The organism is Acidisoma sp. S159 (assembly GCF_009766125.1).
Classification (GTDB): Bacteria; Pseudomonadota; Alphaproteobacteria; order Acetobacterales; family Acetobacteraceae; genus Acidisoma.
Genome location: NZ_LMUG01000091.1, coordinates 47,093 through 63,997, shown reverse-complemented (window position 1 = coordinate 63,997; position 16,905 = coordinate 47,093). Strand labels below are relative to the sequence as shown.

General features: G+C 60.4%; 16 protein-coding genes. All 16 read left to right on the top strand.

Annotation, left to right across the window (positions count from 1 at the left end; translation table 11 throughout):
* Nucleotides 1–139: 139 nt before the first annotated feature.
* The 16 genes from GSQ92_RS27500 to groES all read left to right on the top strand — a co-directional run bounded on the left by GSQ92_RS27500 (nt 140) and on the right by groES (nt 16,835).
* Nucleotides 140–1,594, top strand: coding sequence for a PLP-dependent aminotransferase family protein (locus GSQ92_RS27500; protein WP_158806600.1), 1,455 nt, complete (start codon nt 140–142; stop codon nt 1,592–1,594).
* 89 nt (nt 1,595–1,683) lie between these two features.
* Nucleotides 1,684–2,841, top strand: a complete 1,158-nt coding sequence (locus tag GSQ92_RS27495) for an ABC transporter ATP-binding protein (RefSeq protein ID WP_158806601.1) — start codon at nt 1,684–1,686, stop codon at nt 2,839–2,841.
* Nucleotides 2,828–4,216 carry an ABC transporter substrate-binding protein gene (locus tag GSQ92_RS27490; RefSeq protein WP_158806602.1) on the top strand — a complete coding sequence of 463 codons (1,389 nt, stop codon included), beginning with the start codon at nt 2,828–2,830 and terminating at the stop codon, nt 4,214–4,216. Before GSQ92_RS27495 ends, GSQ92_RS27490 begins: the two co-directional genes overlap by 14 nt.
* A 14-nt stretch (nt 4,217–4,230) precedes the next feature.
* Nucleotides 4,231–5,175 (top strand): carbohydrate ABC transporter permease, encoded by a 945-nt coding sequence (locus tag GSQ92_RS27485; RefSeq protein WP_158806603.1) that lies wholly within the window; start codon nt 4,231–4,233, stop codon nt 5,173–5,175.
* Nucleotides 5,172–6,041 (top strand): carbohydrate ABC transporter permease, encoded by an 870-nt coding sequence (locus GSQ92_RS27480; RefSeq protein WP_158806604.1) that lies wholly within the window; start codon nt 5,172–5,174, stop codon nt 6,039–6,041. Before GSQ92_RS27485 ends, GSQ92_RS27480 begins: the two co-directional genes overlap by 4 nt.
* A gap of 101 nt (nt 6,042–6,142) precedes the next feature.
* Nucleotides 6,143–7,234 carry a zinc-binding dehydrogenase gene (locus tag GSQ92_RS27475; RefSeq protein ID WP_158806605.1) on the top strand — a complete coding sequence of 364 codons (1,092 nt, stop codon included), beginning with the start codon at nt 6,143–6,145 and terminating at the stop codon, nt 7,232–7,234.
* Nucleotides 7,235–7,369: 135 nt separating this feature from the next.
* Nucleotides 7,370–8,491: a Gfo/Idh/MocA family protein gene (locus GSQ92_RS27470; protein WP_158806606.1), complete on the top strand. Its 1,122-nt coding sequence runs from the start codon at nt 7,370–7,372 to the stop codon at nt 8,489–8,491.
* Nucleotides 8,385–9,449, top strand: coding sequence for a Gfo/Idh/MocA family protein (locus tag GSQ92_RS27465; protein WP_371418612.1), 1,065 nt, complete (start codon nt 8,385–8,387; stop codon nt 9,447–9,449). The genes GSQ92_RS27470 and GSQ92_RS27465 overlap by 107 nt, the downstream gene beginning before the upstream one ends.
* Before the next feature lie 3 nt (nt 9,450–9,452).
* Nucleotides 9,453–10,367, top strand: a complete 915-nt coding sequence (gene iolE / locus GSQ92_RS27460; RefSeq protein ID WP_158806607.1) for a myo-inosose-2 dehydratase — start codon at nt 9,453–9,455, stop codon at nt 10,365–10,367.
* A 29-nt stretch (nt 10,368–10,396) separates the two neighbouring features.
* Nucleotides 10,397–11,509: a Gfo/Idh/MocA family protein gene (locus GSQ92_RS27455; protein WP_158806608.1), complete on the top strand. Its 1,113-nt coding sequence runs from the start codon at nt 10,397–10,399 to the stop codon at nt 11,507–11,509.
* Between the two features lie 82 nt (nt 11,510–11,591).
* Complete coding sequence (locus tag GSQ92_RS27450; protein WP_216850626.1) at nt 11,592–12,590, top strand: DUF6635 family protein; 999 nt, start codon at nt 11,592–11,594, stop codon at nt 12,588–12,590.
* A 110-nt stretch (nt 12,591–12,700) separates the two neighbouring features.
* Nucleotides 12,701–13,882, top strand: coding sequence for an MFS transporter (locus GSQ92_RS27445; protein ID WP_159014699.1), 1,182 nt, complete (start codon nt 12,701–12,703; stop codon nt 13,880–13,882).
* A gap of 109 nt (nt 13,883–13,991) precedes the next feature.
* Entirely contained in the window at nt 13,992–15,155 is a 1,164-nt protein-coding gene (locus GSQ92_RS27440; protein WP_158806610.1) for a PAS domain-containing protein, read from the top strand.
* 136 nt (nt 15,156–15,291) lie between these two features.
* On the top strand, nt 15,292–15,861 hold the full coding sequence (locus GSQ92_RS27435; protein ID WP_158806611.1) for a DUF2721 domain-containing protein: 570 nt from the start codon (nt 15,292–15,294) through the stop codon (nt 15,859–15,861).
* Nucleotides 15,858–16,106 (top strand): hypothetical protein, encoded by a 249-nt coding sequence (locus GSQ92_RS27430; RefSeq protein WP_158806612.1) that lies wholly within the window; start codon nt 15,858–15,860, stop codon nt 16,104–16,106. Before GSQ92_RS27435 ends, GSQ92_RS27430 begins: the two co-directional genes overlap by 4 nt.
* A 411-nt stretch (nt 16,107–16,517) precedes the next feature.
* Nucleotides 16,518–16,835 (top strand): co-chaperone GroES, encoded by a 318-nt coding sequence (gene groES / locus GSQ92_RS27425; protein WP_158806669.1) that lies wholly within the window; start codon nt 16,518–16,520, stop codon nt 16,833–16,835.
* The last annotated feature ends 70 nt before the right edge of the window (nt 16,836–16,905 follow it).

The window sequence follows — 16,905 nt, the reverse complement described above, 5'->3', positions numbered from 1 at the left end:
GTCCTATTCCTCGCCACGACTCAGCCAGAGCCAGTTCTGGTAAGAATTAGAGAGCCAGTTGCTACCCCTGCGTGTGTTTTCTGTGGACGACTAACGCTGCTACGTCCACGATCCTGCTTCGATGGCCACGGAGCGGCTTATGCGGCAAGCTTTTCCACTAGATGCTCTCACACTCGATCGCGCGCAGGATGAATCACTGCATCGACAGCTTTATCGGGCCTTGAGCGCACTGATCAAGGACCGGGTGCTGCCGCCTGGTGCCGGGTTGCCCTCGACCCGCGCTTTAGCCGCCGACCTTGGTGTCGCCCGCAACACTGTGGTCGCCGCTTACGACCAGCTCATCACAGAGGGCTACCTCCTCAATCGCTGCGGCGCGCGGCCGGTAGTGGTCGATCTCCCGGTTGGCGCGGCGACATTCGCGCGAAGTGCTTCAACATCGGCGGGGCGAGGGCTGTCCCTGCGCGGTGAGGTAATAATGTCTCAGCCGGTCCATCACGGCGTGCCGGGCCAATTCGCATTTCATCCTGGGATGCCGGATGCCCGTTCCTTCCCTTTCAATGTATGGAGCCGCCTTTTGGCAAGGCGTGCGAATTTTGCGGGGGAGACGTTGTTTGGAACCTATCATGTTGCCGGTCTTCCGGCACTTCGAAAGGCTGTCGCGGTCTATCTGAGAACAGCGCGAGGCGTGCGCTGCACCGCAGATCAGATCGTTATCACAACGGGTGCGCAAGCGGCATTCGATCTTCTCGCGCGACTCCTGCTCGACCCGGGCGACTGCGTGTGGATGGAGGAACCCGGCTATTTCGGCGCGCAGTCAGCCTTCGTCGCGGCGGGGGCCAAACTTGCTCCGTTACGGGTCGGTCTCGACGGCTGGCAGATGGACCAACCGCCACACTCCGCGCGTTTGTTCTTTGTGACGCCTGCATGCCAACACCCGCTCGGCGTCACGATGCGTATGGAGCAGCGTCTGCGCTTGCTCGAAATTGCCGAACACAGCAACGCCTGGGTCATTGAAGATGACTTTGATGGTGAATACCGATTCCAGGGCCAGCCGATTCCGGCCATGCAGGGCAGCGATCAATCGGGACGGGTAATCTATGTCGGCACTTTCGCCAAAATTCTGTTCCCGGCCTTACGCCTCGGCTTCATGGTACTCCCGCCCGAGTTGCACGAGCGGATCCCTCATGCCCTCAGCACCACAGGACAATTCGCTCCTCTTCTCTTACAGGCAGCCCTCGCCGACTTCATCACCGAGGGCCATATGACGCGCCATCTCAAACGCATGCGACGGATTTACGCGGCGCGGCGACAGAGATTCCATGAGTTAACCGAAATGAATCTCGGGGGGCGGCTGACGCTCATTTCCCGGGAGGCGGGTATCCAGGTCGTCGCCTTGCTCCGGGAGGGTTTGGATGACCGGCGTGTCGCCGAGGAAGCGCGACGGCTCGGGATCAATGTTCTGCCACTGTCCAAGCATTACAGGCACGGGCACCCTGAGCAGGGGCTGGTGCTCGGCTACGCTGCTTGCGATGAGTCCCAAACGGAGCACGGCCTGCGGAAGCTCAGGGAAGCCATCGATCGCTCTGCCGAATGAGAGCAAACGCCGCGACAATAAAAATCTTGACGCCCATCCTTGGTCGCTTTACCGTTTGGTGTGGAACGTTCCACGTAGCTGGAAACGATATGGCCACTGTCAGCATCGAGCAGGTGTGGAGGCGTTTCGGGCCGCATTCCGCAGTTGCGGATCTTACGCTCGATGTGAGGGACGGCGAGTTCCTGGTGCTGCTCGGTCCGTCCGGCTGTGGCAAAACGACATCCTTGCGAATGCTCGCGGGATTGGAGCGGCCGACCTCCGGAATCATCCGGCTCGACGATCGCATCGTCAATGACGTGCCGCCCGGAGAGCGCGACGTCGGAATGGTTTTCCAAAGCTACGCTCTCTATCCCCACATGAACGTTTATCGGAATCTAGCTTTCGGCCCGCGCATTCGCCGCGAGAATAAAGCGGAGACCCACAAGGCGCTGCTGGAAGTTTCAGAAGTGCTTGGCCTCAGCGCACTACTCGATCGGCGCCCGAGTGAGCTTTCCGGTGGACAACGACAACGCGTGGCTCTTGGTCGCGCGCTTCTGCGCCGGCCAAAGCTATTTCTCATGGACGAACCGCTTTCGAATCTGGACGCCGCGCTCCGAGGCCAGGTCCGCGCGGAGTTGGTGCGGCTGCATGGCCAGTACAAGATTACCACCGTCTACGTCACGCATGATCAGGTCGAAGCGATGACGATGGCGGACAAGATCGCCGTCATGTTCGCGGGGCGCCTGCAGCAAGCGGGGACCGCGCAGGAGGTCTTCGACAATCCGGTGAACATGATGGTCGCAACGTTCATCGGCTCGCCACCGATGAACATATTGCCAGGACATTTGAGCGAGGACGAAAGCGGTATCAGGATCGAGGTGTTAGGCCAGACTCTGCGCCTGCCTAGCTGGGCTTCGATCAAGGGGACGCATGCTTCAGCACAACAGGTTTCAGTTGGCATCAGGCCCACGGACATCATTGCCGATACCCTGGCCGATTGCACCGGCCCACGGGCTCGCATCGATTTCGTTGAGTCGATGGGCGCGGAGACCTTCCTGACTCTCACTTGCGCGTCGAACAAGCTCATCTGCCGCGCGCCGGGTCGTTTGAGACTAAACGTCGGCGACGAAGTCGGGTTAGTCCTAGACGTAAATTACTTATACGCCTTCGACTACGAGGGTGGAAATTCGATCATTGACCGTTCCGGACAGGCTGGTGATGCCCGGCCACACCCCACAAAAGGAGTAGTGACGCATGGTACAATATAAGCCTCGCCACCTAGCCTCCAGTTTTACCGCTTTGGCTATGGGTGTCGGTTTACTCGGCAGTTCGGGCATTTCTGGCCGCGCGCTCGCCGCGGATAAAACGGTCATCTCCGTTGCCTATGGTGAAACCTATGTTTTCGATACCGAGGATCTCACCAAGAAGTGGTGGAATGGGGTCAAAGCCGAATTCGAGGCGAAGTTTCCAGACGCGACCCTTCAGCTGGTGCCGATTGGCGGCGGGTACGATGACATCACCAATAAGCTGAGCTTGCTCTACCGTTCATCGCGCACTGCGCCTGACGTGGCGCAAATCGCAACGCCCGTGATCGGGCAGTTCTCCTCCTCGGGCTATCTTCTTCCTCTGGACTCCTATCTCGCCGATGAGGCGTGGTGGAAGCAGTTCCCAAAGGTCATTCAGGGGGAGGGGGTCTTTCAAGGCAAGACATATGCCGTCAACACCGGTGAGAATGATTCCCAACTTTACTACAACATGGATCTGTTCAAAAAAGCCGGGTTGCCAGTGCCATGGACGCCGCACAATTGGAATGACATTCTAAACGCGGCGCGGACGATTAAGGCGAAGCTTCCTCATATCATTCCTGTATGGCTGAATGCAGGCTCAAGCTCAGGCGACAATGGCATCCTGCAGGGCGCCGGAAATCTGCTGGCGGGTTCGACGGTTCCCACGATCTACGACAAAAAGACTCAGAAATGGGTCGTGGACAGTCCCGGCCTGCGAGAGGTGCTGGATTTCTACCATTCGGTCTACAGCGAAGGCATGGGTGCCAATCTCAGTGATCTGTTCTCGCCTTCCGCCGTCACCATACCGCTAACGCTGATCGCCCAAGGCAAGGTCGCCATCACCTTCGGCTCAAATTACTACGGTGGAAATTGGACGAAGCTCATCTGCTCGCCGTGTTGGGCGGACGCGACGAAGGTCGCCGGAGTAGTGCCAATTCCAACGGTTGACGGTCATTCCCCCGACATTGCCACGACGGTCGGCGGCTGGGACTTCGCGGTCTCCGCGTCGACCAAGAGTCCCCACTACGCCTGGGAGCTCGTGAAGCTGATGGAGAGTGACATCAATCAGATCAATGCGGCGAATTGGGCGGGTTTCGTTCCCGCCAACCAGCTGATTGTCAAGGAACCGGCTTTCGTCGATTTCGCGCCCCCGTACAATGCAGTCTCGGCACAGGTATTGCCCTACGGCGTGATCAGCCCGGCATCCGGTGACTACCTTGTTTGGTCGCATGGCTTGCAGGAAGCGACCGGGGCCCTCGCTCAGCATCCGAATACCACCGTTGACGCGGCCATCGGCGTAATGAGCGACTATGTCTCGAATCAGCTCGACTCATCGGCGGTCGAGACGCTTAAGTGAATGGAGCCACTGCGATGCGGCCGGAGAATGGCGAGCGTCGCGGATGGTGGAAATCATCCGCGGCCGCCGACGGTGAGCAGCAGCTCGACGCCGTCGGCATTCTCCTGTTGCTACCGGCGACATTGCTGCTTGTCGTGATGTTCATTGGCCCGGTAGGATTTGCCTTTTATCTCGGTGTGACAAACATAGCTCTTGTCGGGCCGACCGCGCAGCACTTCCACTTCACCGGATTGAAGAACCTCCACAGGCTGGTGAATGACCGTCTGTTCTGGGAATCACTGAAGCTCACAGCGATCTTCCTCGGTGCCTCGGCCGTCGTTGGCGTCACCATCATAGGCATGGCACTGGCGGTTCTTATGCAGCACGCTGTCACGTGGCTGCGCACGGTGGTAGGAGCGATTGTTGTCGTCGCCTGGATGCTGCCACCAATCACCGCCGCACTCCTTTGGTATGCATTCAGCACGACCGGAGGAACGCTAAGCCTGTTGAGCGGCTCCGATAGCGACATTCTGAACGATTTTCCGATGACGATCGTGTGTCTCGCCAATATTTGGTCGACTGCTGGATTTTCGATGCTTGTCTTATCCTCTGGTCTTAGAACTGTGCCGGCGGAGGTGCTTGAGGCGGGAAAGATGGAAGGCGCGTCACGCTGGCAAATCTTCCGCTCCCTTACTCTGCCGATCATGCGCCCGACCATCGTAACGAACGTCCTGCTCGTGACGCTGCTAAGTCTCGCAAATTTCTCGCTGATCTACATCATGACCGCTGGCGGTCCCGGGAATGCCACGAACATCCTGCCGATCTATTCCTATCAACAAGCGTTTCAGTTCAACAAACTGGCCTATGGCGCTCTACTCGGTGACGTCGTGGTCATAATCGCGACCGTCTTTGCCTATCTCTATGTTCGGGTTTCGCGGCCGTCACGCGCGGGCTATCGGCCCCAGGGAAAGCTGGCATGATCCAGTCGGCGAGTGCTGTCGCTGATGGAAACGCTGGCGGGCCGCCCATTGCGGATGTGAAAAAAACGCGGGAATGGTTCGTCACGAACGGGCTTCTCGCCATCATCGGTCTCGCATTCTTGGCCCCCATGCTATGGCTCGCCCTCGCCGCCGTTGACGCCAATGCTGGCTGGGCGCTCCAGCTGCCGCATTTCACACTCGCCAACCTCATCGCCGTCACTCGAGGTGACTACCTTCAAGCCCTGCTGAACACCCTCGAGATTTCCTTAGTCGCGACCGGAGTCTCTACCATCGCCGGGGTCTTCGGCGGCTATGCACTTTCGCGGCGGAATATACCTTTGTCCGACGAACTCATGGTCGGCGTTCTTTTCCTGACGGGAATCCCCGTCGCCATCATGATCGTCCCCGTCTTTGAGGTCTTTGCGAAATATGACCTGCTCAGCCTTGTCCCAACCGGCGTGTTCCTTGGAGTTACAAGTTTGCCCTTCGCGCTTTGGCTCATAAAGACGGCGATCGATGCTGTGCCAAAGGAACTAGAGGAAGCGGCGACAATCGAGCGCGCCAATATCCTGCAGGTCATCCTTCATGTCACCGTTCCGGTTGCGCTTCCGGGGATTTTCGCGGCTGCAATTTACAGCTTCATCAATGCGTGGGGCGCTTTCCTGCCGCCGTTGGTCCTCATCAGCGATCCATCGCAGGCGACTGGCCCGTTGAAGATTTATGGACTAATCGGCTCCGCGGCGGTTCGCTATGGTGATATCGCGGCCTTCTCGATCGTCTATTCTCTGCCCGTAGTCGTACTCTACATCCTGATGTCGCGGCCGTTCAGTGGCGGATTCTCGATGGGCGGCGCCGTGAAAGGTTAGATTGCATTGGAAGCGATTAACGTGAAGGGCCTTCTCACATGACCTCGGTTCGGGCGGCCGTCACCGAAAGACCAGGGCTGATCTGTGTTCGAGAGTTCCCGATGCCCGACCCAGAGCCGGGTGCGGTGATTCTGAAAGTCCATTACTCGGGAATATGCGGCACCGATAAACACACCTTTCGCGGCGAGAGCAAGCAATATGCCGGAACGGCCCATGAGCGGGACCTGACCTATCCGCTCATCTGTGGCCATGAGACCGTCGGAGAAGTCGCGGCACTTGGGGGCGTCGTTTACGACAGCGAGGGTGTGGCCCTCAAACTGGGCGATCGGATCGTGCCGGCAGCGAATGTCGCCTGCGGCATCTGCCATTTCTGCCGCAATTCGTTTCCTTACTATTTCTGCGAGAACATGCGTGACTACGGCAACAGTCTGCATAGCGGCCTCGCACCCCATCTGTTTGGTGGCTGGTCCGAGCACATGTATCTGCTCCCAGGCACGCAGCTGTTTCGGGTGCCGGAGAACCTGCCCGACAATGTCGCGGTGCTTACGGAGATCATGGCGGTCACACATGGCGTAGAGACCGCACTTTCGCTCTTGGGGCAAATGGGCGGGAACCGATTTGGCGGGTCTGTCGCCGTGCTGGGCGTTGGCCCTCTTGGAATGTGCCATCTCATCAAAGCGAAGCTGCTCGGAGCCGGAAAGCTGATCGCGAGCGATTTGTTTCCCTCGCGACTCAGGATGGCAGAGGAATTTGGCGCTGATCTAACGCTACTCGTCGGCAATACGAACGCAGAAGAGCGCGTCAGGCGAGTGCGTGAGGCCACCAGCGGACTCGGGGCGGACATTGTGCTCTCCTGCAGCGGCGTGCCGCAGGGATTTGTGGAGGCGCTGAAGATGGTGCGAGTTGGAGGCGTTGTGGTCGAGGCTGGAACATTTGTCGATATGGGACCAGTCAGCATCAATCCGAATTCGGATATTTGTACGCGCAACGTGAGCATTATCGGTATCGGCGGCGAAACGGCGACCTCTTACGCTCCCTCAATGCGCCTGATGGCGGCGAATCTGGATCGCATACCTCTGGGTCGCTTCGTGAGCCACCGAATGCCCCTGGATCGGGCGCATGAGGCGGTCGAGTTGGCACAGACGGACGCCGCCATGAAGGTGGTAATCGCTCCCAACGGCATAACATTCTAATTCCACGCTCTCTCAGGGGGAGCAAAGCAATGTGGAAGGCCCAGCCTGGGTCTGAGATTTTCAGGCTTACGCTTGACAGTCACGGTTCGGCTGCATAACATCACCTGGAACGTTCCACAAACACGGTACCGCTAGATGTCAAAAAGACTCAAAGTCGGCGTCGTGGGCTGTGGTTTGGTCGCGCAGGTCATGCACCTCCACTATTTGCGTGAGCTCTCGGAGCTTTTTGAAATAGCGGCGATTTGTGATGTCTCGGAGAGCGTGCGCGCGGCCTGTGCCAAGACCTACGGGGTAACGGAAACCTTTAGAAGTTGGGAGGAGATGCTCCGTCTGCCTCTTGACGCAGTGTTTGTGCTGTCATCCGGGAGCCACGCGCCGATCGCCATCGCGGCCGCGGAAGCGGGTATGCATGTCCTTGTCGAGAAGCCCATGTGCTTCTCTGTGGCGGAGGGGCACGCGATGATTGTTGCAGCGCAGAAGAGCAGCGTCACGCTGATGGTTGCGTACAACAAGCGCTACGACCTCGCATATCTGCGACTTCTCAAGGAACGCGAGGCGCAACTCGACCTGAGATTGATAAAGGTCACGACCCTGGAATCGCCTATCGACCCATATATCCGCCAGTACCCACTTCACAAACCCGATGATTTATCCAAGGACTTGATCGCGCGTTTCGCGGCCGACAACCGGGACCGCATCACCGCGGCAATCGGCGAGACGGATGAGCTGTGCCGACGCGCCTATCATCTCGTTCTGCTGGACAGCATGGTGCATGAATTCAATACGATCCGCGGCATAATGGGAGAGCCAGACCGGCTGGAATTTGCGGATATTCAGGAGCAGAGCGTAACCGCGGTTCTCCGCTTTGGGCCGGCACAATGCGTGATCACTTGGGTAGATCTTCCGGGAATCGCCAGATATCAGATGGAATTCGCCTTTTACGCGCCCGATCAAAGGCTGACCCTGTCATTTCCTTCGCCTTTCGTGCGGAATCTGCCGACGCTGCTCTCCATTGAAGGTGGGGAGCCCGTTTCCGGTCGCGCCTGGCGCAGTGAGGAAACGACATCCTTTACCGAGAGCTTTAAGAACGAACTCATTCACTTCCACGAATGCGCGACAACCGGGCGGGCGCCAACAACTTCGGGTGAAGATGCGCTTCGCGACATCGCGCTTTGTGGGGCCATCATCGAAGCGCATCGTACACGCGTTCCCAGGGACAGTCCGACATTCTGGAACGCGAGCGGGGGCGCGGCCTGATGGCGGATCAGCTCCGCCTGCAATCTCGGATGCGCGTGCCGTGACAGAGATGTTCAGGCTCGGCGTGGTGGGCGCGGGTCGCATGGGGCGCACGCATCTCGCCGCGCTCTCGTCCTCCCGGCAGGTCAAAGTAGTCGCTGTGGCCGAGACGGTGGAGGCGACGCGCGCGGAACTGACCGAGCAAGGTTATGCGGTCTCGGCGGAACTGGGAGACTTGCTTCGCCGCAGCGATTTGGACGGCATTCTGATCGCGACGCCCAGCGATCATCATCTGGAAGTCGTGGATCAGGCCACAGCAGCGGGTATTCCGATCCTTTGCGAGAAACCCTGCGGCATTACATCGGCGCAAGCGAGACGCGCGGCCGAGTTGGCTTCCCAACGCTCCGTTCCTCTGCAAGTCGCATACTGGCGACGCTTCGTCCCCGAACTCCAGCATCTCAAGGCCCGCATCACGTCAGGTGCCTTCGGCGAGATCTATTTCGTGGCGTGTTACCAGTGGGATGAAGAGCCACCATCGGCCATGTTCCGCTCCCGCAGCGGTGGTATCTTCGTGGATATGGGCGTCCACGAATTTGACCAAATGCAATGGCTGACAGGTCAAAGGCTGTCGAATATCTCAGTGGCCAGGGCGCAGACATCAGTCGATCCCGCTGCGGGTGGCGATCCAGACAGCGCGGCCGCGCTTTGCACTCTCGATCGTGGCGCCACTGGCTTGGTTTCTTTGGGGCGTCGTCACATTCATGGCGATATCTGTCGCGTGGACGTGTTCGGCTCACGTGATGCTGCGGAAAGTCGCTTTCTCGCTCCTCCGAACGGAACCGCTGTTTTCATGGAGGCGCTGAAATTGCAGGCGGAAGGCTTTGCGTCTTGGGTGCGAGGAGGTGCGGCAGCAGGCGCATCCGCCGAGGACGCGGTTGCCGCGCTTCAGGCTGCCGAACGTGCAGCGGGGGGAGAATAGAAAATGTCCGTCAAACTCGGCATCAACCCAATAACCTGGACTAATGACGATGTGCCCGAACTCGGCGGTGACATTCCTTTGGAGACCTGCCTGACGGAAACCAGGGCCGCCGGATACGCCGGGACGGAGCTGGGCGGCAAATTTCCCCGTTCCGCAGCTGAACTCGGGCCAATTCTGCAAAGCTACCAGCTCGAGCTGGTCTCGGGATGGTATGACGGCGGTATTCTCGACCGGGATGTGAGCGAAGAATTCGACCGGATCCTGCCTCACCTTACGTTGCTTCGCGATCTGGGATGCAAAGTCGTCGTCTATGCTGATACATCGCGTGGACGGCATGACGGTATCTATCAGCCGATTTCTCGACGTCCGAGGCTGTCCGACGAAGAATGGCCCGCCTACGGCGCCAAGCTTACCGCGCTTGCCGAGCGAATGGCGACATTCGGCGTCGGCATGGCGTTTCATCACCATATGGGAACCATCGTCGAGTCCGACGCTGAAATCGACCGGCTCATAGCGGAAACGGGCGAAGCGGTCGGCCTTCTCTTCGATACGGGGCATTGTCTTTTCGCTGGTGGCGATCCGGCCTCCTTGCTTCGCCGCCATATCAACCGCGTCGTGCATTTTCACTGCAAGGATGTTCGTTCCGACGTGCTCGAGACAGCACGGGCGACGGACATGAGCTTCATGGATGCGGTCATGGATGGAATCTTCACCGTTCCAGGTGACGGTTTCGTCGCGTTCCAGCCTCTGCTGGAGCAGTTGCACGCGGCTCGATATGACGGCTGGCTAGTGGTGGAGGCAGAGCAGGACCCGCGCAAGGCAAATCCACTGACTTACGCCACGCTCGGATACAAGAACCTTCGGCAGGCGGCCATGGCGGCAGGCCTTGACGTAGTCGAAGCGGCTGCGAGGGCTTAGTTCGATACACGAGAGAGGAGGCTAGGACGATGCGTGCCGCGATCATCGGGACAGGCGGAATAGCGCGCATCCATGCCACTCTGATCGGGCAACTGGGTGGCCAGATTGTAGGCGTGTCTAGCCGCACGATCGAAGCGGCAACAGCCTTTGGCGTGGGCAAGCCCTATGATGATGTCCCGCTGATGCTGCGTGAGCAGAGACCGGATGTCGTGCATGTCTGCTCCCCCAATCACCTTCACGCCGAGCATAGCATCGCGGCTTTTGAGAGCGGAGCGCATGTGTTGTGCGAGAAGCCGATGGCGACCTCGGCCGAGGAATGCTTCCGCATGATCGATGCCGCCAAGCGCGCGGATCGTATTGGCGCAATCGCGTATACCTATCGCGGCTATCCGCTCGTCGAAGTTCTGCGGGCCAAGGTGGCGGACGGCGCTTTCGGCAAGTTGCGCAGATTGGGCGGCTGCTATCTGTCCGAGGATGTTTTGGCGGCTGACAAATATGTCTGGCTGTTCACCCCAGGATCAACCGGACGTTCCTATGTCTTAATGGACCTGGGCGTGCATTGGCTGGATATGGCCGAATACGTCTCCGGTCAGCGGATCGTCGATATCGCCGCGCAGTTTTCGACCCATCAGGCGGAGCGTATCTGGAGAGGCGGCGCGGGTGAGGGGCCGCGTCCTCCAGGCGCGGTGTCCGGCGGCGATAGCGTCACTGTGGTTAGCAATCTGGAGGAGCAAGCGGATTTGCTCGTCCGCTTCTCTGGTGGAGCAGCCGGAAGCATGACGGTGAGCGGCGTGTCGCCTGGACACCCCAACACGATAATACTCTCCGCCGATGGTCCAGAATCCGGTTTCGACTGGAACCAGCAGGAGCCGAACATCTATGTAGAGCGGAGTGCCGCCGGAAACACGATCCTGCAGCGGTCACCGGATAAACTCTCGGCCGATCGTGCCTGGATGTCGAGGCTCCCCGCGGGGCATGCCGAGGGCTATCTCGACGCATTCCGCAATGTTGTTTCCCAGGCATGGTCCGCGATGCGCGGCGAGCCGGCGGCATTTCCTTCCTTCGCGGACGGATTGCGCGGGATCCAACTTATCGAGGCCGCCGTGCGCAGCGCGGAGACGCGTCAGACGGTCCGCCTGTAGGCGGACCGGGCCCCTCGGGCACATCGCAGAAATTTCCGCGCGTGTGCTGGGCGAACGCCACGACACGTGTCTTCCTCTTGCCATGGAGGACAGCATTGCCGCGCCGCCGCCTCCGGCGCTCAGCCGCGAACTAGCCATCGAGGCGGTGGCCCAGGGCGCGCGCCGTTATTTCGCGGACCGCCGGGCCCGGGTAACTCCCTTCGTGGATGCCCATTTCTCGCTACGGGGCACGCTCGCGCTGCACCGGGCGGCTGTGGGTTGGGATATCGCCAAAGCGCCGCTGAATCTAAGTTTGGCCGCGCCGCAGCTCGGCATGCAGCTCGGCGCAAAACTGGCCCGGCGGCTCGGTGCGCCCCGCACGGCCAAGGCGCTGGGCCGCTCCATCCTGTTGGAGACGGCGATCGCGCGGGAAATCGAGTGGCTGGTCCACACCGAATTGCTGGAATTGCCGATCGCCCAGAAACATCGCGAGAAGCAGATTGATGCGCTCTCCGAAGCCATTCTCGCCGAGCCCGGCGTGGTACAGGCCGTGGAGGCCGCACTCCTCGGAATCGGCCGGCACGGCGATGATCCGCTGTTCCGCGAGCGATTGGGCCGGGCGATGAGCGAGTATCGGGTCACGCGAACCGCGGCTGCGGAGATCACCACCGGGTTGCTCAACCTCGGCGCGGGCGCGGTCGCGCTCAATAAGCTGACGCCTGGGGCCGCCTCGCTCGGCCCGGCTCTCGCGGGGCTGATGGCAAAGCAAGCAGCGGTCGGTGCCTTTCCCCTCGGCGGCTGGCTTGGCGGGTTCTGGTATGGGCTATTCCCAGCCCTCCCATCCGCCGGGCTGGTCATAACAGCCACCAGCGGCCTGATGCTCGCGTCGGCAACTTTTGCAGCCTTCGCGGGTGTCGTATCCGATCCGATCCAGCGAGCGCTCGGATTGCACCGGCGGCGCTTGATACACATGATCGATGGCCTGGAGCGTCAGTTCTTCGATCCCGCGGCCGCCGGCTTCTCAGTCCACGATCATTATGTCGCCCGGCTTCTCGACCTCTTCGATATCATCGGCGCGGCATCGAGACTTACCCGGTCGTGACCGGTTTTCGCCTACCCGGCGAGCGATAAGGCCAAGGGCCGGCATTCCATCGACTGGACGACGAGGGAGGGCATTGTGTCCGGAACCTCGCAGCGGCGGAGCGTTGCCAAATGCTCGACCAGCGTTGGCGTATCCTGAGCGTGCTCTTCCTGGCCCGCACTGCCATGGGATTCCAGTTCCAATCCGTTGCTTCGACGACTCCGTTGCTGATGACCGACCTTCACATCGACTATGGCGGGATCGGCAGCCTGATCGGGTTCTACATGGTCCCAGGTATTGTCGTAGCCTTCCCGAGTGGCCTGCTCATGCGCCGGTTCGGCGACAAAAGGCTATGCGTGGCCGGGCTCACTTTGATGGTGCTGGGTGGCATACTGCTTGGCCTCGGGCATACGGTGGCAGCGGCTTTTGCCGGCCGCATCGTAAGCGGTGCCGGCTCGGTCATATTTAGCCTCGTCCTGACCAAGATGGCGACCGACTGGTTTGTCGGCCGGGAGATCATCTTTGCCATGGGCGTCGTGCTGGCCAGCTGGCCCTTCGGAATCGCCGCCGGGCTGCTGGTGCAGCCGGCCCTTGCCGCGTCGGAGGGCTGGCGCTGGGTGATGTATGAGGCCGCGGCGCTATGCGGAATCGCGCTGTTTCTGATCATCATCGGTTACCGGGACCCGCCGCGTGCTGTTGCGCCAATGGCGGGCGCGGCGCGACTGCCCATGCTGCCGCCGCTCCGTCAACTCCTCCCCACCACGGTCGCCAGTCTGGTGTGGGGAAACCTGAACCTCACTCTAGTGCTCTTCTTCAGCTTCGCTCCGGCGGCAATGACCGAGTTGGGCCTCTCGGCCATCACATCCGCCGCCTGGGTGAGTGCCGCGCTGTGGATCATCATGCTGTCCGTTCCGCTGGGCGGCCTTGGCGTTCAACGCAGCGGGCGAACCGATGCTGCCATCGTGGTCTTCTCAGCCCTCGCGGGCATTGCCCTGGCGCTGTTGCCGTCCCGGATGGGGGCGCTCGCTGGCTGCGTGGTGTTCGGTCTCGCCATCGGGCCACCGGCGGGCGCGATCATGGCGCTGCCATCCAGGGTGCTAAGCCCGGAACACCGCGCGGGAGGTCTCGGTGCCTTCATGACCGTCTACTACGTGATTCTGTCGCTCGGCCCGGCGCTCGCGGGCGTTCTTCGAGAACATTCGGGCGCGGCCGCCGCCGCGGTTTGGCTCGCATCCGGTCTCATGCTGTCGACCGCCCTATTGATGGGCATCTTCAACCTTACCGCTAAAGGATTGACTAATCAGGGATCGTGATCGCGCCGGTGCTTGTGGTTTTCGTCGCGGTATCCAAGGATTGCGTCACAATGCGGGGTAACCCCCGTTGATGCCAACCGGCTTGAGCCGATGCGGGATAAATGGCGCGATGATGGATTCTGAGCAGCGCGCCGTCACTCAGCTTGAGCCCGCCGTGCCCAAACAAGCGCTCCTCGCGGAGCACGTCTTTGCCTCGGCTGTTGGCAAAACCCGCATGGCCATGGCCTTCGCCGACCCCAACCTGCCCGATTGTCCTCTCGTCTACCTGAACCCCGCTTTCACCGAGTTGACCGGCTACACGCTAGAATCCGCGCTCGGGCGCAATTGCCGCTTTCTGCAAGGACCGGAGACGGATCCTGAGGCCGTGGCGCGTATCCGCAGTGCGGTCGCCGAGCGCCGACCCGTGACCGAGGAACTTTACAACTACCGCAGCGATGGGTCGGGATTCTGGAACGCGCTCTACGTCAGCCCGATCTTCGACGAAAACGGCAAGCTGATCTACTTCTTCGCAAGCCAGATCGATGTGAGCGGTCACCGGCAGGCAATGCGGCGCCAGGCGCAGCGGATGGAGAGTATGGCGGCCCTCGCCTCGGGAGTCGCGCACGAGTTCAACAATCTTATGACGGTTGTGCTGGGCAGCGTCGAGCAGGCAGCCGCCCGCGCCGCCGATGATCGTGTGAAGACGCCTCTCGAACGGGCCGATTGGGCATCCAAGCGCGCAGGTGCGCTCGCCAGCGAACTGCTATCGCTGACAAGGCGTCAGGTGGCCGGAAATCAAAGGCTCGACTTAAACCAGATCCTGCACGAGATCGAGAAACCCGGCGCCGAGTTTGTTTCTGATCGCCTGAGTGTCAGCCTTGATTTGACCGAGTCATCAATTTTCGTGCGCCTCGACCGTGGTCAGCTGGAACTGGCACTCCTCAGCCTTCTCCGTAACGCCGCGGATGCGATGCCTGAGGGTGGGACGGTGACCTTCGCGACGCGCGTGCTACCGGCATCCGAAGCGGCCGCGACGCTGTTTGGTCACAGCAAAGCCGGCCAGGAAGCAATCGAGCTGGCGATTTCGGATAGTGGCCATGGTATGCCGCCGGATGTCCTGAAGCGTGCGACCGAGCTATTCTTTACGACCAAAACGGCCAATCGCGGAACAGGAGTCGGCCTCTTCCTGGTACTCGAATTCGTCGAGAAATCTGGTGGGCGGTTGCTGATCGACAGCAAACCGGATCAAGGCACGCGAGTTCGACTGATCTTCCCTCGTGAAAGCGCCAGTTGATGCAGCGGCCTTGCCCTACCAGCTTGTCAGAATCGAGCATTTCTTACTAAGACCTCTCGCTCGCGCACCCAGTCGCGGAGTGTGCCGAGGCTGAGGAAGCCCGCCCAATGGCCTGTTTAGTCCATACGTCAAGCTGATGGCTTTTCCGGTTCCAGATCTGACGAGCGGCGATCCTGTCGCCAGTGTGGCGCATGTTGTCCAAATCGCACTGACGCCGATCTTTCTGCTTTCCGGCATCGGCACCCTCATCGGCGTGTTCAATACTCGCTTGGCACGCGTCTCCGATCACACCGAACACGCATCGGAACTGCTTCGAGGCGATCCGACAGAGGCGGAGCGGCGTCAGCTGAACGCCCATATGGTGCGGCTGCGGCTGCGGCTTCTGGCATTGGACGCCGCGGTCGCCCTGGGCGCCTTGGGCGGCACCGCGACTTGCGGCGCGGCCTTCGTCCTATTTCTTGGCGGCCTTCGGGACACAGCTATAGCGTCCTGGCTCTTTATCCTGTTCGGGGCGGCCCTCGCCTGTGTCGTCGGCGCGCTCATCGCCTTCATGTTCGACACGCTGCTGGCTTGGCACGGAATGCGTCGCGACGGGCCTCTCCCACACCCGAGAATGTTCCTGGTTCGGCGAACTCTGGGGACCGGCAAGTCACGCCGGGAGACCGCTAGCACTCGCCACGGGGATGAGGAAGTGAGCGAAGGATGAGCCCTGAAATTGAGGCCGAGCTGCGAACAACCGTGGCGAGCCTGCGCGTCAAGACCTCCTGTCAGGAGCTCTTGATCCTGGCCCTTTTGCCTTTACTGGAGCCGCACCAGAAAAGCGCCCTTCGTGACCGCCTCGACGCCATGGAGAGTGGTGAGGTGGTTGGGTCTCGCCTTATTGAGGCGGAGAGGGTTGAGAGCGAGACCGCGATCTGGGTCCAGACGATGCGCGAAGCGCTGGACGGCTGAGCGGCGGTGGAGTCGAAAAACGGCCTGGCGATACCGCCCACATTCAACTTCACATCCCTATGCTGATGGCTCTAGGTTCGTGGCCGCCTAGCAAAGCTTAGGCCCTGACATTGTTCCGAGTTCTCCAAATATGGATGGAGGGCTAAATGGACATGAGGACCTGGATCGCACTCGTCCCGGTCGCCCTCTTCGTCGCCGGGCTATTCGTTCACTATTGGCCACGGGACGAATAGCGATAGCCGGACAGATGGAACTGCCGCCAGGAAGATGGCAGGCGTTCACGCGAATGCGAGGCTGGCACTCTCCTTACAAGAGTGCTAAAGCTCCGCCCCGTCGACCGCCTGAGCCGGATCCTCCGTGATCCTCCTCTGCGGCGCTCGCTGCCTTTCGCATCGATCCAGGATCAAAAACATGAAGTTTCGTCCCCTTCACGACCGTGTAGTCGTCCGCCGCGTCACGGCCGAAGAAAAGACCCGTGGCGGCATCATCATCCCCGACACCGCCCAAGAGAAGCCGATGGAAGGCGAAGTCATCGCCGTCGGCCCGGGCGCGCGTAACGAGACCGGCGAGATCGTCGCCCTCGACGTCAAGGCCGGCGACCGCATCCTGTTCGGCAAGTGGTCCGGCACAGAGGTCAAGCTTGATGGCGAGGAGCTCCTCATCATGAAGGAGAGCGACATCATGGGTATCGTTGAGGGCCAGCCGTCCGCCTCCAAGAAGGCCGCCTAGGCCCCAAGCCTCCAGCCGCCTATCCGCTGCACGACAAAAGAAAGAATAATTATACATGGCCAGCAAAGAC